The sequence below is a fragment of the Maridesulfovibrio bastinii DSM 16055 genome (assembly GCF_000429985.1).
Classification (GTDB): domain Bacteria; phylum Desulfobacterota; class Desulfovibrionia; order Desulfovibrionales; family Desulfovibrionaceae; genus Maridesulfovibrio; species Maridesulfovibrio bastinii.
Window position 1 is genome coordinate 114,407 of sequence record NZ_AUCX01000013.1, and the last position, 21,126, is coordinate 135,532.

The 21,126-nt window shown below is 39.3% G+C and carries 18 protein-coding genes and 1 tRNA gene; 7 read left to right on the forward strand and 12 right to left on the reverse strand.

Features of this window, described 5'->3' with window-relative positions; genetic code table 11:
* Positions 1-35: 35 nt before the first annotated feature.
* The 8 genes from G496_RS0107165 to G496_RS0107200 all read right to left on the reverse strand — a co-directional run bounded on the left by G496_RS0107165 (position 36) and on the right by G496_RS0107200 (position 8,599).
* Positions 36-476 (reverse strand): hypothetical protein, encoded by a 441-nt coding sequence (locus G496_RS0107165; protein WP_034632661.1) that lies wholly within the window; start codon positions 474-476, stop codon positions 36-38.
* Entirely contained in the window at positions 473-1,213 is a 741-nt protein-coding gene (locus tag G496_RS19080) for a hypothetical protein (RefSeq protein ID WP_027178691.1), read from the reverse strand. Before G496_RS19080 ends, G496_RS0107165 begins: the two co-directional genes overlap by 4 nt.
* 11 nt (positions 1,214-1,224) lie before the next feature.
* Entirely contained in the window at positions 1,225-1,650 is a 426-nt protein-coding gene (locus tag G496_RS0107175; protein WP_051294892.1) for an outer membrane protein assembly factor BamE domain-containing protein, read from the reverse strand.
* Between the two features lie 458 nt (positions 1,651-2,108).
* The gene (locus G496_RS0107180; protein ID WP_027178693.1) at positions 2,109-3,203 is read right to left on the reverse strand and encodes an HAD family hydrolase; all 1,095 of its coding nucleotides are present in this window, start codon (positions 3,201-3,203) and stop codon (positions 2,109-2,111) included.
* A 307-nt stretch (positions 3,204-3,510) separates the two neighbouring features.
* Positions 3,511-4,074, reverse strand: coding sequence for a hypothetical protein (locus G496_RS0107185; RefSeq protein ID WP_027178694.1), 564 nt, complete (start codon positions 4,072-4,074; stop codon positions 3,511-3,513).
* Positions 4,075-4,318: 244 nt separating this feature from the next.
* Positions 4,319-5,812 (reverse strand): glycerol kinase GlpK, encoded by a 1,494-nt coding sequence (gene glpK, locus G496_RS0107190; protein ID WP_027178695.1) that lies wholly within the window; start codon positions 5,810-5,812, stop codon positions 4,319-4,321.
* Between the two features lie 73 nt (positions 5,813-5,885).
* On the reverse strand, positions 5,886-6,593 hold the full coding sequence (locus G496_RS0107195) for an MIP/aquaporin family protein (protein ID WP_027178696.1): 708 nt from the start codon (positions 6,591-6,593) through the stop codon (positions 5,886-5,888).
* 443 nt (positions 6,594-7,036) lie between these two features.
* Entirely contained in the window at positions 7,037-8,599 is a 1,563-nt protein-coding gene (locus G496_RS0107200; RefSeq protein WP_027178697.1) for a glycerol-3-phosphate dehydrogenase/oxidase, read from the reverse strand.
* A 525-nt stretch (positions 8,600-9,124) separates the two neighbouring features.
* Between G496_RS0107200 and G496_RS19085 the strand changes: the two genes are divergently transcribed.
* From G496_RS19085 to G496_RS0107215, 3 genes are all read left to right on the forward strand, one after another.
* Entirely contained in the window at positions 9,125-9,955 is an 831-nt protein-coding gene (locus G496_RS19085) for a DeoR/GlpR family DNA-binding transcription regulator (protein ID WP_245577880.1), read from the forward strand.
* Positions 9,956-10,082: 127 nt separating this feature from the next.
* Positions 10,083-10,172, forward strand: a tRNA-Ser gene (locus G496_RS0107210).
* A gap of 270 nt (positions 10,173-10,442) precedes the next feature.
* Positions 10,443-10,964 (forward strand): type 1 glutamine amidotransferase domain-containing protein, encoded by a 522-nt coding sequence (locus tag G496_RS0107215; protein ID WP_027178698.1) that lies wholly within the window; start codon positions 10,443-10,445, stop codon positions 10,962-10,964.
* Between the two features lie 105 nt (positions 10,965-11,069).
* On the opposite strand, the gene G496_RS0107220 is transcribed toward G496_RS0107215, so the two are convergent.
* Positions 11,070-12,065 (reverse strand): DUF6976 family protein, encoded by a 996-nt coding sequence (locus G496_RS0107220; RefSeq protein ID WP_027178699.1) that lies wholly within the window; start codon positions 12,063-12,065, stop codon positions 11,070-11,072.
* A gap of 244 nt (positions 12,066-12,309) precedes the next feature.
* Complete coding sequence (gene tpx, locus G496_RS0107225; protein ID WP_027178700.1) at positions 12,310-12,825, reverse strand: thiol peroxidase; 516 nt, start codon at positions 12,823-12,825, stop codon at positions 12,310-12,312.
* 429 nt (positions 12,826-13,254) lie between these two features.
* On the opposite strand from tpx, the gene G496_RS19090 reads away from it, so the two are divergent.
* From G496_RS19090 to alr, 4 genes are all read left to right on the forward strand, one after another.
* A complete protein-coding gene (locus G496_RS19090) occupies positions 13,255-14,877 on the forward strand; it encodes a sigma-54 interaction domain-containing protein (protein ID WP_051294893.1) in 1,623 nt (540 codons plus the stop codon).
* Between the two features lie 320 nt (positions 14,878-15,197).
* Positions 15,198-16,310, forward strand: coding sequence for an alanine dehydrogenase (gene ald / locus G496_RS0107235; RefSeq protein WP_027178701.1), 1,113 nt, complete (start codon positions 15,198-15,200; stop codon positions 16,308-16,310).
* A gap of 84 nt (positions 16,311-16,394) precedes the next feature.
* Entirely contained in the window at positions 16,395-17,732 is a 1,338-nt protein-coding gene (locus tag G496_RS0107240) for an alanine/glycine:cation symporter family protein (protein WP_425411666.1), read from the forward strand.
* A gap of 115 nt (positions 17,733-17,847) precedes the next feature.
* Complete coding sequence (gene alr, locus G496_RS0107245; protein ID WP_027178703.1) at positions 17,848-19,020, forward strand: alanine racemase; 1,173 nt, start codon at positions 17,848-17,850, stop codon at positions 19,018-19,020.
* A gap of 320 nt (positions 19,021-19,340) precedes the next feature.
* Here the strand turns inward: alr and G496_RS0107250 are convergent, their stop codons facing one another.
* Positions 19,341-19,772, reverse strand: coding sequence for an ACT domain-containing protein (locus G496_RS0107250; protein ID WP_027178704.1), 432 nt, complete (start codon positions 19,770-19,772; stop codon positions 19,341-19,343).
* Positions 19,773-19,816: 44 nt separating this feature from the next.
* Complete coding sequence (locus G496_RS0107255; RefSeq protein ID WP_027178705.1) at positions 19,817-21,121, reverse strand: phenylacetate--CoA ligase family protein; 1,305 nt, start codon at positions 21,119-21,121, stop codon at positions 19,817-19,819.
* Positions 21,122-21,126 lie beyond the last annotated feature (5 nt).

Here is a 21,126-nt window from a genome sequence, read left to right on the forward strand (position 1 = left end):
AAATCCCGTCCGATTAATCGGGCGGGATTTCAGTTTTATTCCTCTTCCAAGTTTGCTTTTAAAAATAAAGATTTTGAAAGGGCATCGAAGAATTGCTGATAAGGCTTAGGATCGGTTACCGGATAGATATTGTATTGTGCGTTTGCCCTCACAGCTAGTTCGTTTTCACTTTTGGGTCTGATTGTAACAGTCATTTTAAGATTATACCTGTTCAATTTTGTTCCAGATACTGAGCCCAGTGTGCTGTCTGCTTTGTCTATGATAAAGCCAAGGTCTTGCAGGGTAGCTATAACTGTTCGCAATGTGCCTTCACGGTCTGATGTTTCAAAAACTCTGGTTTGCATGGAGCGTAGCTTTAGCTGCGATTCATCAGAGTCTAAAATCTTTTTGTTGCGTCCTGCACAGCCCGCAGCACTGAACATCAATATAAGGGACAAGAATATAATAGTATTTCTGAAATGGTTGCATTTTATCATAAGTTGTGGGCCTCTAAGAATACTGATTTGCTGAGTTTGTCAAAAAATTCTTGGTAGATATTGTCGTCTGTAATTGATTCCATTCGAGTTGCTAAGCGTTGAGTATTATAAATAATTCTTTGGAATGTTACTCGCATAGCCACTTTTCCAGAGGAAAGGAGAGTCTTAAGCTTGGCATCAACCTCGTCACCGAAATGATCAGATAAATTTGTAACAACTGTCTTAATGAGATTTTGCTGAATTTTTCCGTCAAGGCCGCCAGATAGTTCACTGTTAAGAACCTGTTCAGTTTTTTCATGAATTTTTCTAGTCAGTTTTTGGCGGAGTTTGTCAGTGACTTTGTCAGCAACTTCCTTGTTAAAATCTATTGGTCTGGTAACTATGGATACTCGAATCAATTGATCTGAATCTACTGGCATAGCTACACCGGTAAATGCAGCAATAAGGATAGCTCCGGCAATTTGCCCACCGTCTGTAGCATCTCTATGCTTTGATGCTGTAATAACACCAAGGTTTATTTCTGATTCCTGTAAGTTGAAGCCCATATCCTGTAATACCTGAGCTCCGGCAGTGATAAGGATTTGTTCGTCACCGGTTTCAAAGTAACGGGTTTGCCGTTCTCTGTCCTTCATGCTTTGTGGAGAAAGAGCCAGTGCATCTTTAGGTATTTTGGGTGTGCAGCCAGAAAAAAAAGCCAGAATTAATAAGATTGGAGCAACCTTGAATAAATAACGCATTAAGAACGCTCCTAAAATGTTGACTGGCGATATGCGAAATCGCGCACAAGGCCTTTTTTATCAAATTTAATTATGATGGTAAGAGTTTTTTGAGTAGTGCTTCCGGCACCAGTATCTTTACTGCCACCAATAAGGATCAGAGTTCCAAATCCATGAGATGTTGAATAGACTTTTTCAGTAGATATCTTATCGTAAGCCCATACTTCACGTCTCTGACTGTCAGTGCTGACAATATTGGGTGATCCCAGAACTTCCATCACTTCAGCCCCGCTCATACCAACCTTGATCTCTCTTTGAACCTTGCCGACAGTTAGTTTGTCCGTACTTGGTTCCTCAACCTGAGCCCTGTGTTTTGACGCAGCTATACAGCCAGTCATGATCAGGCAAAGGGTGGAGAGAATGATAAGCATTAATAATTGATTGACTGCCTTTTTCATAATTCCCCCTGCATAAATATTATATATTTATTAATTAATAAAAAAATTAATTACTTATATATAATCTTTTAAAAAAATCAATTGATATAATTAAATAAATAATAAAATAAAATTAATAAAATAAGAGTGTTATGTATAAAAATGCAATATTTAAAAATTTTGTATTTTAGAGCAATAATTTTCTGGAAGATGTTATTATGTAACTTAATTTATAAATTTATCTATAATAAGTGTTAAAATTAGAACGTCTCGGGCAGGTCTTGGTGATTTAAGTGAGGGAAGGGGATACTAACTATATATTGTAGATATGGTGATATAAGATGGGAAAATTTAGAAGCTTATCTTATTTAGCCGAATTGGTTTTATATACGGGATTATTTATCGCTTTCTGGATTACATTAAATAGTGCTCAGCCTGCCTGAATTGGCTAAAGCAGCTCAGGCAGGCTGATTGATTTTTTATTTTACGAAAATTTTTTTAAACTCATTTTTCATTGATATTACATTCCAACCAAATTTTTTGGCCATTTTGAGCCAGTCGGTATTTTCATTATATTTGTACTCACGTTTCTGGTCATCATGGTAGATCATCATAGCCAGACTTTTATATTTTTTATTTCCAATAGCATAATTAAACATACTGAAGTCGCCATCAGAGTTTCCGAAAGCGATGATAGGTCTTTTGCCTATTTCTCTATAGATATGAGAGACTTTAAGAAATCCAAAATCATTTACAGCTCTGGCATTTCCACATAGAAGTTTATCATCTGGCAATAACATCTTTGAATTTTTACCACTCACACTAGGATAAATCTGCATATCTGCACCAATACAATTATTGAAAGGAATATTGAGTTTTTCACTACAGGTCCGAACAACAGCTCTTCCTGATCCAGAAACTATGTAGATACTAAATTTATTGTTTTGCAGAACAGATATTAATTCCAACATTGGTTGATAAAACATTTCTTTCCATGGTTTGGAAAGTTTACCGCTATCTGAGTGTAAGTTATTTTGGAACTCATAAATTAAATTTTCATATTCATTGAGACTTAATCCTTGCAAAGTTTCTGTAAGAACATAATTTACGAAGTCCCATATGTTATCAGGATGGTCAGTTGATTTTAAGTAATCAAGCATAACATCTTTCAGTTTCTGCATGGATTTATTTTTGGCAAATGTTGTTTCTATACGGTTAACAATCAGTGCGCTTTCCATTGATATCGGCTTTTCGCATAGTATTGTTCCATCCATATCAAAAGTTGCAATGCGATCTTTTTCCGGTACGAAATTTTTGCTTTGAGGATTTGTTACATCTTCAATGAAATTTATAAGAAGCTTCAGATTTTCGGAGCTTTGGTCCCATGACGGCAACTGATTATAGTAATTACTTTTGATAGCAGATTTTGATGGAGTATAGCTATAAGCGTATGCGTTTGAGCTAATGCTAAATAGAAAAATAAAAATCAATAATAAGCTAAGTTTGTTGAAGTTTATTATTGATTTAAGAAAAGCCAATGAATAATTAACCCTTGAATTACGTTTAATCTTCATTCCTATGACCCCACCTGATTTCTTGTTGTTATCCGAGTTTATTATGCATAAAAAATGTGAAGCAATTTGTAATTTGTTTTTGTTATTTTGTGAATAAAAAATTAAAATTTGGTTAGTGGTCTTTAGATATCCTGTCTCGGCTATAATTTGAGTTGTAAATAATTGAGGCAATGCTTTAAGCTCATAATATTTTATTTTAAGATACTATCTCAAATAAATTGAATTCCACTGTAAATAAAAAAGCTCAGGCTAAATAATATAAAAATTAGCCTGAGCGTATAACTGTAATAGTTATTGTATGTATTTTTTAGCAGAATCTACGCTTGAAAAAAGCTAATAATCCTAGACCACTTCCAAAGAGCAGGAAGGTAAATGGAATTGGGGTATGCGCATGAAGTTGAACTTCAGAGATTGAATGATTTTCATCGCCTGAGATTGCTGAAATTCGGATTTTATCAGTTGTAATATTCAAATCAGGTGATTCTCTCAGATCAAGTCCCATCAGCCAGTTATTTTCGCTACTTTTAGTTGATCCAACAGTATATGCTGTCTGCCATTTTTTGCTGTCTGAATTCCAGTATTCCACAAGATAACTGTCATCGCTGTCAGCCTGTACTCCAATTGAGCCTATCTGTTTTGTTCCATCGAGTTTAATCAGAATATAGGGATCAGAGCCTGACCACCATACTGACTGGTGAGACCATTGTGTTCCTGTTTTTGCCAGTCCGTCAGTTATATATGACGTTGATCCATGATAGTTACCAATAACGGAGACTGAAGCTCCGTCCATAAGGTTAACCGATGATGCTTCTGAAATTGTAGGTAATAGCAATATGACAGATAAAGCAAATGCAATCAAAAATTTGTTCATTTTCCACCTCATTCAAAATATATATAATATTTTATATTTGATATAAAAAAATAGTCAAGAATATGTTCAAAATTATAAAACAGTTATGTACTGTTTACTATCTCTGTTTCTTTGACTGTTTCCTAGGATATATCAGAAAGAGTTTTGGAATATTTTATAACAGCGTAGTTAGATAATAAAAATTTGGCAAAAAAATACCCGGCTTTAGGATTAAAGCCGGGTATTAATTTTTTACTAACTAAAACTATTTAAAAGCCATTGTAGCTTCAACAGCTTTTTGCCATCCGGCGTAAAGCTTTTTAGCTTCTTCAGGGTCCATCTTAGGAGCAAACTCACGGTCAACACCAAAACTTTTGACAATGTCATCTTTTTCGGCCCAAAAGCCTACAGCGAGACCTGCAAGGTATGCTGCGCCAAGAGCTGTTGTTTCGATGCACATGGGTCTTTCGACGGGGCATCCCAGCTGATCTGCCTGAATCTGGAGCAGAAGGTCGTTTGCAACAGCTCCGCCATCAACACGCAATTTTTCAAGCTTGATTCCTGAATCAGCTTCCATTGCTGATAGCACGTCTTTAGTCTGGTAGCAGAGTGATTCAAGGGTTGCGCGAACAAAGTGTTCTTTTGTGGTTCCGCGGGTCAGGCCGAAAACAGCTCCTCTAACTTCAGAATCCCAGTATGGAGCACCAAGACCTACAAATGCCGGTACGAGGTATACGCCATCTGAACTTTGAACTCTTGTTGCGTAGAGTTCGCTGTCTTTTGCTTCTCTGAACATACGAAGTCCGTCACGAAGCCATTGAATAGCTGATCCGGCAACAAAGATAGAGCCTTCAAGAGCATATTCAACTTTTCCGTCTACACCCCATGCAATTGTGGTAAGCAGACCGTTTTTGGAAGGTACAGCTTTTTCTCCGGTATTCATGAGCATGAAGCAACCGGTACCATATGTATTTTTAGCCATGCCTTCTTTGAAGCATGCCTGACCAAAAAGTGCAGCCTGCTGGTCGCCAGCCATACCGGAGATGGGCAGTTCGATACCCTGGAAGTGATCTTTATCGGTTGTTCCGTAAAGCTCTGATGAAGGTCTTACTTCCGGAAGCATGCAGGCCGGTACGGTAAGATGTTTCAGAAGTTCTTCATCCCATTTAAGTTCATGAATATTATACATGAGAGTTCTGGAAGCATTGGTGTAGTCGGTTACATGAACCTTTCCGCCTGTAAGTTTCCAGACCAGCCACGTATCAATAGTTCCGAAAAGAAGATCACCTTTTTCAGCCTTTTCACGGGCGCCTTCAACGTTATCAAGAATCCATTTAACTTTTGTTCCTGAGAAATAAGCGTCAATAAGAAGACCTGTTTTTTCGCGAAACATGCTGTCGAGACCTTTTGCTTTAAGGTCATTGCATATATCCATGGTCTGGCGTGACTGCCAAACAATAGCGTTATAAACAGGCTGTCCGGTATTTTTATCCCAGACAACAGTTGTTTCACGCTGGTTGGTGATTCCTATAGTTGCAATGTCAGAGCTTGAAATTTCAGGGTGTGAAAGAGCTTCTGCAACTACAGACTGAACGGAAGACCATATTTCAGTAGCATCATGTTCAACCCATCCGGATTTAGGAAAAATCTGGGTGAATTCTTTTTGTGTAACATGGACGATTTCTCCATGCTTATTAAAGATAATTGCTCTGGAGCTTGTGGTCCCCTGATCAATAGAAAGAACATATTTTTTGGTCATTATTGGTTTTCCTTATGGTTCATTTGATGATGATATATCACCTGATTAACGGATAACGGTTAATAATTAGATTTTAACCGAAGCAAGCCTTGTAGAGCATTGCACCAACAACACCGCCGCAGATAGGTGCAACAACAGGAATCCATGCGTATCCCCAATCGTTGCTTCCTTTGCCGGGAATGGGCAGGATGGCGTGAGCTATTCTAGGTCCGAGGTCACGAGCCGGGTTGATAGCGTATCCTGTAGGACCACCGAGTGAAAGACCGATAGCTACAATGTAAAAACCTACAATAAGAGGGTTCAGGCCTTTGGAAAATTCGTTGGCACCAATTCCCATAAGACCGAAGAGCAGAGCGGCTGTGCCTATAAATTCGCAGAGAAAGTTAGCAAAGACATTAGGAATAGCCGGTCCGGTTGAGAAAATTGCCAGTTTGAGTCCAGCATCTTTAGTCTCTTTCCAGTGGTTGAGGTATGTAAAGTAACATATCATGGCACCAAGACAACCACCAACCATCTGTCCTGCAATGTATTCAGGCACTTTTTCCCATGGAAAAGCACCGACAGAGGCCAGACCGATTGTTACAGCCGGGTTTATGTGTGCACCTGAAAATTTACCTGTAACATAGACAGCAAAAGCAACGGCGAAACCCCATCCGAAGGTAATTACTATCCATCCACTGTTTTGTCCTTTTGATTTTTCCAGAAGAACGTTTGCGCAAACGCCGCAACCGAAAAGTGTCAAAATCAAAGTTCCGACTAATTCACTGATAAAGAACTCCATAAAACCTCTCCCACATTCCTTAAGACGGTTTATAACAAAGGGCCTCCGCTGGAGGCGTGCACCTTTAACTGACTTTATCTCCTATTAAAAATCATCCATTTCCTAACATTTTATTATTTTGAGAAAAGAAAAAAATCAACAATAAAATTTTCAAGTATGAAAGAAAAATGAAAAAAAATGTTTTCGGTTTAGTAAAAATAAAGTTTTTTTAGTGAAACAATTAAACTGATATCAATTTAAATAGATAAATTTCAACTAATTTATTTTTGGCAAAAAATAAAAAGCGCCACCGATCAGATTCAGATCAGTGGCGCTTCTCTAGGTAATAATATTGAAGGTGTCCTGCCAAAAAGGTAAACCTTCATCTAAACTTAGAGTTATATGACAATAAGTATATTTTCTCATGGTTGGAAAATATTAGCTTATGGTCATAATATAATCAATTAATTTACAATATAATTTTCAGCAAGTTTAGTAAAATCTTCTATCTGGCTTTCTATCCAGTTTTTATCTTTACCGAGTTCGCGAGCTATGATTTCTGCTGCTTTTGGAGCAACTTCCGCTGTTGCTCTAGCATCCAGAATTAATGCTCTTGTTCTTCGTGCAAGGGCATCAGCAACGGTCTGGACACTTTCATTTCTGCAGGCCCAGACAACTTCAAGCCACGAGTATGGAAGGTCTTCATGCATCTGAGTGTCCAGTTCCGGTAGCTCAGTTGCAAGGGCTTTGATTTCTGCAGCTTCGCTTCCATAGACATGCATGTGGTCGTTGTGGTCATAAGTTTCTGTATAACCATGCAACTTCAGATTCTTGGTAGGAGTCGGGCGGAAAGTTAATCCTCCCATCTCAATAGCATGGTCAATGCAATCTTCAGCCATGTGTCTGTATGTTGTCCATTTACCACCGGCAATAGTCAAAAGCTTATTGGGTGAAACTGTAAGAAAATGGTCACGTGAAAGCTTTGAAGTCTTTTCAGCCTCTCCGGCAGCAACAAGAGGCCGGATTCCTACAAAAACACTCCTGATGTCAGCTTTGGTCGGTGGAGTAGCCAGATATCTTGCTGAATGTTCAATGAGGAAGTCTATTTCTTCATCAAGTGGTTTAGGATGCATACTAACTTTTGAAAGCGGGGTATCTGTTGTTCCTACAACAACTTTTCCATGCCAGGGGACAAAGAAGATAACACGGCCGTCATCAGTTTTAGGAACCATGATTCCTGTATTTCCACCAAGAAATTCACGGTCAATAACAATATGGATTCCCTGGCTTGGAGCTATAAGCTTTTTATGCTCAAGGTTATCCATGTTCATTATGTCGTCAGTAAAAATGCCTGTTGCGTTGATTACAGCTTTTGCTTTCAGCTCGTATGTTTTTCCGCTTATTTTATCTTCTGCATTAACTCCGCAGACATAACCAGAAGAATTTTTAATAAGTCCGGTTACTTTAGTATAGTTGACCGGGCATCCGCCAAGATCTGACATGGTCTGGGCAAGAGTAACTGCCAGTCTGGCGTCATCAAACTGTCCATCGTGATAGGTTACGCCGCCTTTGAGCCCGCAACGCAGTACTTTAGGCACTTCTTTTGAAACTTTTGAGGCTGTAAATATCTGGGATTTTCCAAAAGTATATTTTCTGGAAAGCATGTCATACATTTTAAGGCCTATACCGTAATAGGGCAGGCCCCACCATTTATAATCAGGAACAATGAATTTTTGGTTGTAGCACATGTGTGGAGCGTTCTGGCGAAGCACCCCGCGCTCGTAAAGAGCCTCCATAACCAGAGAGATATTACCCTGAGCAAGATAGCGTACACCGCCATGTACCATTTTAGTACTGCGGCTGGATGTTGCTTCTGCAAAGTCTCCTTGTTCGAGGAGCAGAACCGAATATCCTCTGGCCGCTGCGTCGAGACCTGATCCTAATCCGGTTGCGCCACCTCCAATAATAATGAAATCCCATTCCTTGGAGCTGTCTTCCATCTGCTGGACAAAATTAGAACGTTTCATACGCCACCATTTTTTTCCGGATGTATTCCGGGTATCGGTTAAGCCTGCTTATAATTAAAGCTTGAAGCTTTATCCTTAACTTAAGACTTCTCCGGCATATTTCTGGTTAAGGTAAGCAGGTTATAATGAATTTATTTTCGTTTCTGAACAAAATGTGACATAATGAACAAAAATACACAAGCAAATGTTGTCATCGAGCAAAAAAATTTTTTAAAAAGCATATATAACGAAAGGTTATAAAAATAATCGTTTTTGCTAACCTTCCGTTATAAATACAATTGCCAATATTATTGCATAAAAAATTGTGCTGGACAACGTGTGTATGATTTTAATTGAAACAAAAAAGTAGTAATGTTCGCTTTATGCGTATATTGAATTTTAATAGTCTTAAAATAAATAAAATTAATAATTTTCTATTTAAATAATTATTTTTTTTAGATAATTAGCTATTTTTATATCAAGAGTTATTTACTGATAAGGAGAGTTGATTTGCCTGACTCATCTAAAGCTATAAAGCGTAAAAGATTGAAATTAAATATAAATTCATTGCCAAAGCGGCAGCGTGAAATTCTGGAAATTGTAAACGAAAATGGATTTTCACCTATAGAATCCCTTGCTCAGCAATTTGAAGTTACTCCTCAGACCATACGCAGAGATATAAATAAACTCTGTGAATATCAATTATTACAGCGTTTTCACGGTGGAGCGGGGCGTTCTTCTAGTGTTGAAAATCTTGATTATAATAACCGCAGAAATATTTTATATCAGGAAAAGAAAAGTATTGCCAAAATGGCAGCTCAAAGGATTCCGGATAGAGCCTCACTTTTTATAAATCTAGGAACTACCACAGAGGAAGTCGCAAAAGTTCTTACCGGACATAAGGGACTGAAGGTTATTACTAATAATTTAAATGTGGCAATGATATTAAGTAGTAGTAATAGCGACAGTGAAATTATGGTTGCCGGTGGTATGGTTCGCCAGCGTGATAACGGGATAACCGGTGAAGCTACTGTTGAGTTTATTAAGCAATTTAAGGTTGATTATGGAATAATCGGGGTTTCGGGAATAGATGAGGATGGAACTCTTTTAGATTATGATTACCATGAAGTTCGAATCGCTCGTGAAATCATCAGAAATTCCAGAAATGTTTTTTTAGTTACCGATCATACTAAATTTAATAGAAATGCTATGGTAAGAATTGCAGATATATCAGAAATTGATGCAATTTTTACAGATAAAAAGCCATCATCTTCATTTTGCGATATTATGAAAATTAAGGAAGTTGAACTTTATGTGGCGGAGTCTGGACAGGCAAATTCAAGTTCGGACGAAAATCTGACCGATGACGATATTTAATTAAGTTCTTTTAAAATTGGTGCAGTTTTACCATTTAAGATTGCTGCTTATTTAATTTTTGAGAAATAAAATAAAAAAATAGCTTGCAATCATATAATGATTTAGCTAAACCCTTTTTTCCCAACGCGGAGAGGTGTCCGAGTCTGGCTTAAGGAGCACGCCTGGAAAGCGTGTTTAGTTAACGCTAACGGAGGTTCAAATCCTCTCCTCTCCGCCAGAGATATTTCAGGGCTTACGATTTAATCGTAAGCCCTTTTTTGTTGGATAACTTTTGGAAAGGTTTGAAATTATATGCTATTAAATATCATTAAAATAACCTGTTAGAATTCTTAGCTATATATATCAGTTCTAACTATAGCAGATATGTACTTTAGGGATACTGACGTATTATGAAATTTTATGCTATGAATTATAAACTTCATTGGTATAGTTTTGTGACTCTGGTTGTTGGATCATCTAGTGTAAACTTAAAATATGGGAGCTTTTTATGAAGTTGAAAGGGCAACGTGTTTTGATGTTTATTGATAATATTTTTGAAGATATGGAGCTTTTATATCCATATTATAGATTGCTAGAAGAAGGTGCTGAGGTTGTTGTCGCAGGTCCTGAAGAAGATACTGTTTACATAGGTAAAAATGGCTATCCTTTTCGTTCGAATGCTGCAATTGCCGCACAAAAAGCATCTGATTTTGATTTCTTAGTTGTAGCAGGAGGTTTTGCTCCTGATAAGTTGCGCAGAGACCCTAAAGTTTTGGAGCTGACCCGGGATATCCATGATGCAGGTAAAGTTGTTGCGCATATTTGTCATGGTGGATGGATACCCATTTCTGCCGGTATCATGAAAGGATTTACCTGTACTTCTACTCCTGGAATCAAAGATGATTTGATTAATGCCGGAGCTACGTGGGTAGATAAAGAAGTTGTTGTTGACAGGAATCAGGTTTCTTCAAGAAAGCCGGATGACCTTCCGGCATTTTGTCGGGCGATAATTGAATTGGCTGCCAGATAATAATTATCTTTTTATTCCCGTCGGATTGTCAGTAAAATTCGGCGGGAATTTTATATCCTATATGAATTAATCCAAATACTAATCTTACTATCTAACAATAGAAATCTATGATTCGGTTATGCTGAGATAAACCAATGTCTGGTTAAGCAGTTGATATGCAATTTCTCCAAAAGTGAATGGCCCGGTAAATGGTTCTGTTTTTTTACCTTCAAGATTTAGATGCATGTAATTTAAAACACAATTGCATGAGAATAAAATTTTTTTATTGTTTAGATCAACATTTTGCATCTGCCTGTTGAACTCCTGTGCATAATCACCAACTGGTTTGGCGTGCTTGTAGCGTACGCCTGTAAACACTGGAGCGTAGAATCTTACGGTTCCACCGGCTTCGAAACTTTGAAAACTGATATTAACAAGTTTTCCGAAATAGTTCGCCACCAGAGGAAGTTTTGTATCGAGACCGTTTCTTATTATATAGTCACCAAAGCTTTCTCTCAGGCCGTTAACCATTACTTCTTTGCATGAAAAGCCATCATCCATAAAAGTAAGAATATCGCCGTCACCCTGTTCAAAATTATTAACAGTACCTATTTCAATTGTTTTATTTTCATCAACTTCAACGTGCATAACAATTGCTTCGTCTTCAAAGGATTCTCCGGTAATCCCATTAAAAATTTTAGGTTTTATCTTACCAAGATCGTTAATATGCACACCGCTAATCCACCCAAGTAATGGATACTTTCCAAATTTTTTATAACTGGGAGCGTTCAGGGCAAAAGAGCTGTGAGCAGGGCTTGATGAAGGTATTATTATAAAATTGAAGCCATTCGGGTAAGAGTTTCCATATAGTTTGCGAAGCTTATATTCGTCATAGTTTTTGACCATAATAGACTTTGCTACCGAGGTAATATCTGAAACAAAAATTTTGTCTTTTGAAATAAGACCGCCACTTTCTTTTGAAACAAAATATGGAGTAGTTCCACCAATCCAATTGCCTTTTGGCAGTGATTTCAGGTTGTCTTCATCACCGGAAAGCAGCAGGATTCTGTCTGAATTAATCAAATTTTCAGTTTCAGATTTTGTTAGTAGATTATTATTCATAACTCCCCCTTATCATTATAATTTATATCAATTATTCATTTTGTAAGGTCTTATTCATGATTTACTATACCTCATGTATTGTTATGTGTATAGATTTCTTAATCATAGGCTTGTGATTTTTGTGTGGCCTGAGGTATTTAAGGGCAGCTTATAAGTTGATGTATTCAGCTTGCTTTTTCCAGCCAATAAAAAAGTCCCACCCGATAATTCGGATGGGACTTTATAATTTCAGTTTTGTTTAAAACTAAACAAGTTTTTTTGCTGCTTCAAGGGCTGCATCATAATCAGGTTCTTCAGTAATTTCTTTAAGGTATTCCGCATATTGAACGGTTCCAGATTTATCAACCACGAAAACAGCTCTGCTAAGAAGACGAAGTTCTTTGATGAGTACTCCGTATGCTTCACCGAAGGCAGCATCCTTATGATCAGAAAGGGTTGTCACTGCTTCAACTCCGGCAGCTCCGCACCATCTGGCCTGAGCAAAGGGGAGATCCATGCTCAGAGTAAGGATTTTGATGTCGTCACTCAATTTGGAAGCTTCAGTATTGAAGCGGCGTGTTTCCATATCGCATACAGGGGTATCCAGTGAAGGTACTGCTGATAGAATCAGAACTTTTCCAGCATAATCTGCAAGAGTCTTTGGTGCGAGTTCATTGTCTACAGCTGAAAAGTCAGGAGCTTTGCTTCCAGCTTTGATTTCATCACCGATCAGTGTCAATGGATTTCCTGCAAATGTAATAATTCCTTCTCTCTCTATCATTTTAAATCTCCTTCGATAATATGTTTGTCTTTTAGCGGTAAAATTCTCATTTCCAGAACTCTAGCGCAGACCTCTTTTTGATACAAGTAATTTTTACTATTAAGTAATTATTTATTTGTGTCATAATAATATCCTCATTTAAAATCAGTTCCAACTCTGACCAGGAACTGCTGATAAGATTATCATCTTTTTTTTTAAACGCAAATTTAATTTAATTTTGATTCAAACTGGTCTTTGAAAACTTAATAAGTTATCAACACGACCGGGTTGAACTTTGGGAATGCTCTGATTTTTAAATTCGCAATCAATACTATTTTAACCTTATCGATGTTTATCCCCCAAGTAATAAAACTGAAGGGGCTTGTTCATTATAAGTTGTGAATATAACTACGATTGTGATCAAACACTGACATAATGAGGTGGGCTGGTATGTCAGAAAGTTATAAGTTTAAGCTTGTATTTAAGGATAGGCTCGGAATAGTCCATGATATAGCAACATTAATGATGAAACATCGTCTGAACATTAAGGCGATGGAAGTTGAACAAGTTAATGGATTTGCTAAAATTTCCATTGAAATCGAAAGTGATGGCCAGAAATTATCTAATGATAAGCTCCTGAATTTATTTTCATTACTCCCTAAAATAGATAGTCAGAATGTTGTTCGCAGTTTACCGCATGAAAAGCGGGAACGTTGGTTCCGTACTGTTTTTGACGCTATGAGCGAAGGAGTCATCTCCGTAAATGCTGATGGGATAGTCAATACGGTGAATAAAGTTGCCTGCCGGATATTAGGAATGTCTTATCATACTATAGTTGGCAGACATGTTGCTGAGATAAGTTTTAAAGAATGTATTCTACAGGAGTGCATTGAGAAAAGAATTCCTCTGCGTAGGAGAAAATCTGTTTTAACAGGTACCGGCAGAATATATTTCTATGGTTCTGCAGAGCCGATCTGTGATTCTGAGGGGAGGCTGGTCGGGGCTGTCTTATTAATGAAGAATCTTAAAGAGGTGAAAGAGATGGTTGATGCTGTTTCCGGACCACTTGAGATCTGTTTCGATGATATAATTGGAGAAAGTTCTGAGATGGTCAGCCTGAAGAACTTTGCCCGGAAAGTTTCAACCATGGGGACAATTTTATCTATAAATGGAGAGAGCGGAACAGGAAAAGAGTTATTTGCCAGGGCAATCCACTTCGAGAGCGGGCGTACCGGTCCTTTTGTTCCTGTCAATTGTGCAGCACTTCCAGAGCAGCTTATTGAAAGTGAGCTATTCGGTTATGTTGATGGAGCTTTTACCGGGGCTCAGAAGAAAGGTAAGCAGGGACTTTTTGAATCTGCCGGCAAAGGAACTATTTTTCTGGATGAAATTGGTGATATGCCAGCCGGGTTGCAGGCTAAAATTTTGAGGGTTCTTCAGGACGGATGTGTGCGTAGAATTGGTGGTTTTGAAGAGATCCCAGTCGATGCGAGAGTTGTTACAGCAACAAATAAAAATCTAAAAGAGATGGTTGAAAAAGGGGAATTTCGGGAAGATTTATTTTATAGAATAAATGTGTTGACTATTCAGATTCCACCACTTAAAGAACGGCTCTGCGATTTGCCGCTGCTGGTTAATTCTTTTTTACAAAGGTTTAATCGGAAACTTGGAAAAGAAGATCAGATTATAACTTCTGAAGCACTTGAGAAGCTCCGCCAATATGATTGGCCTGGAAATGTTCGTGAATTACAGAATGTCATCGAGCGAGCCGCCATACTAAGTGATGGCATAGAAATTAGATCAGAAGCCGTAAGACTGAGCTCAAATGGAGTTTTTGATAGTAAAGATAGAAGTATAGAGAATTCTTTTCCATCAGGTAAAAGCTTAAAGCAGATTATGTCAGATTATGAAGTGAACATTTTGCTTGAAGCCCTCAATTCTACTGCCAGCATCAGAAAAGCAGCTTTCAAACTTGGACTTTCCCACACCGCTCTCCTGAAAAAAATTTCAAAATATCAAATAACTAACGGTAACAATAGTTGCCATTGGAATATTTTAGTTCCAACCGATTAGTTTTAGCTATTGCTAAGCTGAAAGGGTATCGATCGTTCAATCGGTATCATTAGGTACCATTCTTAAAACATAACATTATTTCATAGTTAGGAATCCTTAAGCTCGGTCTTGCACCGGGCTTTTTGGTTTTTTACATATATAGCTCTGTAATAATTGCATAAAACAATAGAGCCTCCAACTGGTGTTATTTATTTTAATAATTCTGGCCTATCTGGCACATGTATTGCTCAAAAGAGTAACACTGAACGTCAGTTGTGCGCACAATTAATGAAATACCCAAAAAAAATGGGAAACAACTAAAATATTCAGGAGAAACGGAAATGAAAGTTGGAGTTTTAAAAGAAATCAAGTCGGCTGAACACAGAGTAGCAATGACTCCTGCCGGAGTTGAAGTTATGAAGGCCAATGGTCATGAAATTCTGGTTGAAAAGGGAGCCGGTGAAGGAAGTAATTTTAAAGATGATGAGTATGTAAAAGCAGGCGCAACCATCATTGATTCTCCTGCTGATATTTATAAAGACTGCGAAATGGTCATGCATGTTAAAGAGCCTCAGGCTTCTGAGTATGACATGGTACGCGAAGGTCAGATTGTTTTCACATATTTCCATTTTGCCCCTGATGAGCCCCTAACTCGTGCATTTATAAAGAATAAATCAGTTGCAATAGCTTACGAAACCGTAGAAGGTCATCATCACGATCTCCCACTGCTTACTCCTATGAGTGAGGTCGCAGGACGTATGGCAGTACAGGAAGGAGCAAAGTATCTTGAAAGATTTTACGGTGGTAGAGGCATACTTCTTGGTGGTGTAACAGGTGTTGCACCAGCAAATGTTGTTGTGATAGGTGGCGGTGTTGTCGGAACAAATGCAGCTTTAATGGCTTGCGGACTTGGCGCTAAAGTTACGCTGCTTGATATGAATCTGGACAGATTAAGGCATCTTACAGAAATTATGCCTAAAAACTGCTGTCCTATGATGAGTAGCCCCGGACTTATTCGTGAGCTTGTCAAAGATGCTGACGTTGTTGTCGGTGCAGTTCTTGTAGCCGGAGCAAAAACACCAAAACTGTTGACCCGTGACATGTTGAAAACCATGAAGAAAGGGTCTGTTATTGTTGACGTTGCGATAGATCAGGGCGGATGTTTTGAAACCTCGAAACCTACTACACATGGGGAACCAGTATTTGAAGTTGACGGTGTAATTCACTATTGCGTTGCCAATATGCCTGGTGCAGTGCCTTTCACTTCTACAATGGCTCTCACCAATGCGACCCTTCCTTACGCAGTTGAGATTGCCAACAAGGGATGGAAGAAGGCAGCTGTGGAAAATAATGGCATTAAAACCGGTATTAACATGGTTAACGGTCAGGTAACTTTCAAAGGAGTGGCAGACGCATTCGATCTCGAATACGTTCCTGTTGACAACTTGTTGTAGTTAGTCGAGGGCATTCAACTCATCCGATAATCTCTAAATGAATTTTATCTTTGATAAAGTTCAAGGAGACAGCTTATGGATTTTATGAATGCGCTGGATGCTTTTGTCGGAAAGGTTGGCGCTTTTGCGTGGGGACCGCCTATGCTTATTCTGCTAGTTGGAACAGGTATCTGGCTGACTTTATCCCTTCGCGGAATACAGTTTTCGAAATTATTTCATGCTCTTTACCTTGCTCTTATAAAACGTAAGGAAGATGACGCCGAACCTGGTGACATCACACACTTTGAAGCCCTTATGACCGCGCTTTCCGCTACTGTGGGAACCGGTAATATTGCCGGAGTTGCCACAGCCATTGCAGTTGGTGGTCCTGGAGCGCTTTTCTGGATGTGGGTGACCGGACTCGTCGGAATGGCAACCAAGTACTCCGAAGCGGTGCTCGCTGTTAAATACAGAGTCACCGATGAAAATGGAGAAATGAGCGGTGGTCCTATGTACTACATCTCAAAAGGTTTGAAACAACCTTGGCTTGGTGCCGTTTTTGCCTTCTGTGCGTCATTTGCAGCTTTTGGCATCGGAAATATGGTTCAGTCCAACTCCGTTGCCGATGCGGTTAATTCCACATATCACATCTCCCCTTATGTTACTGGGATTGTGCTTATGGTCTGCACTGCGGCTGTTATTCTCGGCGGTATTAAGAAGATTGGTAAGGTGACCGGACTGCTGGTCCCGGTAATGGTAGTTTTCTACATGGCCGGAGCTCTTTACATAATTATCGCAAACATCGGTGCTGTACCCGAAGCATTTGTATACATCGTAGAACAGGCATTTACTCCGACAGCTGCTGTCGGCGGCTTTGCCGGATCTTCCATAATGCTGTGTATCAGGATGGGCGTGGCCCGCGGTGTCTTCTCAAACGAATCAGGTCTCGGCAGTGCCCCTATTGCTGCGGCCGCCGCACAGACCAAAAGCCCGATTACTCAGGCTCTGGTATCCATGACTCAGACTTTCATTGATACCATTGTTGTCTGTACTATGACCGGGCTTGTGCTGGTCATTACCAATACCTGGTCCAGCGGAGCAACCGGTGCTGAGCTGACTACCATCGCCTTCGGCAAGGGAATGCCCGGCGGTGCTCATGTTGTGACCATTGGTCTTGTTCTCTTTGCATATTCCACCATCCTTGGTTGGAGTTACTACGGGGAAAAGTCCATTGAGTATCTTCTCGGTGTAAAGGCTATCAAGCCTTACCGTATGGTATTCGTCCTTTTTGTCGGAATAGGAGCTGTCGCAAAACTCAGTCTTGTCTGGAATATTTCAGATACATTGAATGGATTGATGGCGATTCCAAACCTTATAGGGCTTCTCCTCCTTACTCCGGTAGTAGTGTCGGAAACCAAGAAGTACTTTGACGATAAAAAGTAATAATTATAAAAAGAGTCCTTTCGGGATTGCCAAGTCTCCCGGAAGGGCTCTTTTTGCTGAATTTTTTTATGCGTAGACGGTGAATTTAAAAACAAGAAAACAAGTGAGTTTTCAAATGATTTCCGCGGCAGACCGTTATCCACTCTGGGCCGAAATAGACCTGAGCGCGATTTCGCACAATTTTGCAGAGATAAAAAATAAAATTGGTCCTGAAACCGGAATTATTGCGGTAGTAAAGGCTAATGCTTACGGACACGGTATAGAGCAGGTTGCACACCTTCTGGATAAATGCGGAGCGGATATCTTCGGAGTTGCCCGTCTTAGTGAAGCTGTCGCTTTGCGTAACGCCGGGATTACAAAAGATATTTTGATCTTTGGATATACTCCACCTCAGTATGCCGCAGAACTGACTCGATATAATATCACACAGGAAGTTTTTTCATTTAATTATGCGCAGGAGCTTAGTGATAACGTTCCGGGGTATGGCGACAGAATTAAGGTTCATATAAAAATTGATACCGGAATGGGACGGTTGGGATTTGTTCCACCACGTCTTAAAAATGACGAAAAATCGCATAATCCCGGCAAAAATACTTTAAGCTCAGCAGTTATCGGAATTTCAGAACTTCCTGCAATTGAAGTTACAGGTATTTTCACTCATTTCGCTTCCAGTGATTCACTTGATAAGACAAGTGCCTTAAAACAATTGAACCTTTTTAAGGAAGTAATTCAGTCCTTGGAAGAAAGTGGGCTTAATATACCCGTTCATCATGCAGCTAACAGTGCGGCTGTCATGGAAATGCCGGAAGCATATTTCAATATGGTTCGTCCCGGTATAATTCTTTATGGATTATATCCTTCTGATGAAGTTGATCGGAAGCTTCTGGATTTGCGTCCTGCTATGAGCCTTAAGGCTACTGTTTCGCAAGTCAAAAATGTGCCTGCTGGCTACAAAGTCAGTTATGGTGAAACTTATGTGACTGAAAAGCCAACTGTTCTGGCAACAATTCCTATAGGTTATGCGGACGGATACCGCCGCAGTTTGTCTTCTGCCGGTTGGATGCTTGTGCGAGGTCATCTGGCTCCTGTCGTTGGAAGAGTTTGTATGGATCAGACGATTATTGACGTTGGACATATTGATGGCGTCAGGTGTGGTGATGAGGTTGTCATAGTAGGGTCTCAACGTGGACGCACATTGAGTGCTGATGTCATGGCAAAGCAGCTTGGAACCATTAATTATGAAATAGTTTCAACCGTGATGGCTAGAGTTCCCAGAGTTTATATTTAAATTTAATACATAAAAAAAGTTCCCGTATATAAATGCATAGAACATCTTCATCTGCGGGAACTATGCGCGGACCTGTCACAGCCAGAGACAGGTCCGCGTTTTTTATAGATCTACAACTGAGTTGTTTAGAATTTCATATCAGCTACATATAGTGGAAAGCGGCAATTGATTGTCATCAACAAAGCTAGATTAAATCAGAAAATTTGGATTAAAAAAATGAGACCAGTTTTTCGGTAATACACCCTCAAAACTGGTCTCTGAGATCTGATCAGCTTAGTCTCTATCCCTGTCAACTGACAGGATTGCTGATTTTACTGGTACTAGAGCTGTGAGAGCTCATTTCCCGGTATCATTTTTATCTTTTTCTCAGTCAATAATTCAATTGCCTGTTCTGTTTTATCAAAGCGGAATATGATAACGGCGTTACTTCCTGACTGCTGGACAAAGGCATACATGTATTCAACATTGATACCTGAATCACGGAGAAGATGCAGCAGATTATGGAGTCCTCCCGGATGATCATCAACAACTACTGCTACAACACTTGTCTTGCCAACAGTGAATCCTGCGTCTTTTAGTACTTTTTGTGCTTTTTCAAAGTCGGAAACAATAAGTCTTAAAATTCCAAAATCAGAAGTGTCGGCCAACGATAAAGCCCGTATATTCACTTTTGATTCGGAAAGCAGACGAGTTACTTCAGCAAGTCTTCCGGCCCGGTTTTCTAAAAATATGGAGAGCTGATCACATTTCATAGTGGTCCTCGCTTTTGATTGGTTCAAAATTCCATAACCAGAAATTATTTCTGATTACGTAAGTCTATAATTCTTGTTGCTTTTCCGGCAGATCTTTCAATTGATTTGGGTTCAACCAGTTTAATCTTAGCCGTTACTCCAAGGAATTCTTTAATGTTTCTTTGTATATTTCTTTCGAGCTTCTGTAAATTTTTAATTTCATCTGAGAATATGCCCGGTGACATTTCAACTTTTACAGTAAGGATATCAAGATTTCCTTCGCGCTCAACAACAAGCTGGTAATATGGAGACAGACCGTCTGTTTCAATAAGAATTGATTCAATTTGTGATGGGAATACATTAACTCCGCGGATGATAAGCATATCATCACTTCTTCCGGTAACTCTTTCCATTCTGGCAAAGGTTCTTCCACAACGGCAGGCTGCATAATTAATGCGGGTTAAGTCTTTTGTTCTGTAACGGATAAGGGGGATACCCTCTTTGGTAAGAGTTGTGATTACAAGTTCACCAACTTCACCGGGGCCGACATGTTTTCCTGTTTCAGGATCAATTACTTCAGGGAGAAAATGATCTTCCATGATGTGTAATCCGTTTTGTGCCTCTATACATTCAATAGCTACACCGGGACCCATAATTTCAGAAAGCCCATAAATATCCATAGCTTTGATGTTCATTTTATCTTCAATGTCTTTACGCATGGAGTTGCTCCATGGTTCTGCACCGAAAATACCGGCTCTAAGTGGAAGAGTGCGGAAATCTATACCAAGTTCCTGTGCTGTCTCATAAAGAAAAAGAGCGTAAGATGGGGTGCTTGTGATAAGAGTGGAACCGAAATCTTTAAGCAGCATAACCTGTCTTCTTGTTCCGCCTCCGGAGACAGGAACAATGGTTGCTCCGAGGGCCTCGGCTCCATAATGTACGCCCAGACCTCCGGTAAAAAGTCCGTAGCCGTATGCATTGTGAATGATATCGTCAGCGGTTGCTCCTGCAGCTGCAAAAGATCTGGCCATCATATTTGCCCAGTTCCTGATGTCTCTCTTGGTATAGCCGACAACAGTAGCTTTACCGGTAGTACCTGAAGAAGAATGGATCCTTACTATGTTGTCACGGGAGACTGCGAAAAGTCCGAAGGGATAGTGGTTGCGGAGGTCTTGTTTTTCTGTAAAAGGTAATTTGGTGATGTCATCAAGACTTTTAATGTCTCCGGGCTCGATACCTTTTTCTTTAAACTTTTTATTGTAAAATGGGACATTTTCATAAACTCTTTCACAAAGAGATTTTAATCGCCTGAGTTGGAGTTGCTCCAGCTCTTCCCTTGGCATGGTTTCCATGTCGACATCGAAAATCATTTTAC

What these genes read in the sequence shown, in the direction of transcription:
- G496_RS0107185 (WP_027178694.1), bottom strand. Translation starts at nt 4,074, where the DNA reads ATGAACAAATTTTTGATTGCATTTGCTTTATCTGTCATATTGCTATTA.
- glpK (WP_027178695.1), bottom strand. Translation starts at nt 5,812, where the DNA reads ATGACCAAAAAATATGTTCTTTCTATTGATCAGGGGACCACAAGCTCC.
- G496_RS0107220 (WP_027178699.1), bottom strand. Translation starts at nt 12,065, where the DNA reads ATGAATAATAATCTACTAACAAAATCTGAAACTGAAAATTTGATTAAT.
- G496_RS19090 (WP_051294893.1), top strand. Translation starts at nt 13,255, where the DNA reads ATGTCAGAAAGTTATAAGTTTAAGCTTGTATTTAAGGATAGGCTCGGA.
- G496_RS0107195 (WP_027178696.1), bottom strand. Translation starts at nt 6,593, where the DNA reads ATGGAGTTCTTTATCAGTGAATTAGTCGGAACTTTGATTTTGACACTT.
- ald (WP_027178701.1), top strand. Translation starts at nt 15,198, where the DNA reads ATGAAAGTTGGAGTTTTAAAAGAAATCAAGTCGGCTGAACACAGAGTA.
- G496_RS0107200 (WP_027178697.1), bottom strand. Translation starts at nt 8,599, where the DNA reads ATGAAACGTTCTAATTTTGTCCAGCAGATGGAAGACAGCTCCAAGGAA.
- G496_RS0107180 (WP_027178693.1), bottom strand. Translation starts at nt 3,203, where the DNA reads ATGAAGATTAAACGTAATTCAAGGGTTAATTATTCATTGGCTTTTCTT.
- G496_RS19080 (WP_027178691.1), bottom strand. Translation starts at nt 1,213, where the DNA reads ATGCGTTATTTATTCAAGGTTGCTCCAATCTTATTAATTCTGGCTTTT.
- tpx (WP_027178700.1), bottom strand. Translation starts at nt 12,825, where the DNA reads ATGATAGAGAGAGAAGGAATTATTACATTTGCAGGAAATCCATTGACA.
- G496_RS0107175 (WP_051294892.1), bottom strand. Translation starts at nt 1,650, where the DNA reads ATGAAAAAGGCAGTCAATCAATTATTAATGCTTATCATTCTCTCCACC.
- G496_RS0107255 (WP_027178705.1), bottom strand. Translation starts at nt 21,121, where the DNA reads ATGATTTTCGATGTCGACATGGAAACCATGCCAAGGGAAGAGCTGGAG.
- G496_RS0107165 (WP_034632661.1), bottom strand. Translation starts at nt 476, where the DNA reads ATGATAAAATGCAACCATTTCAGAAATACTATTATATTCTTGTCCCTT.
- G496_RS0107250 (WP_027178704.1), bottom strand. Translation starts at nt 19,772, where the DNA reads ATGAAATGTGATCAGCTCTCCATATTTTTAGAAAACCGGGCCGGAAGA.
- G496_RS0107215 (WP_027178698.1), top strand. Translation starts at nt 10,443, where the DNA reads ATGAAGTTGAAAGGGCAACGTGTTTTGATGTTTATTGATAATATTTTT.
- G496_RS0107240 (WP_425411666.1), top strand. Translation starts at nt 16,395, where the DNA reads ATGAATGCGCTGGATGCTTTTGTCGGAAAGGTTGGCGCTTTTGCGTGG.
- alr (WP_027178703.1), top strand. Translation starts at nt 17,848, where the DNA reads ATGATTTCCGCGGCAGACCGTTATCCACTCTGGGCCGAAATAGACCTG.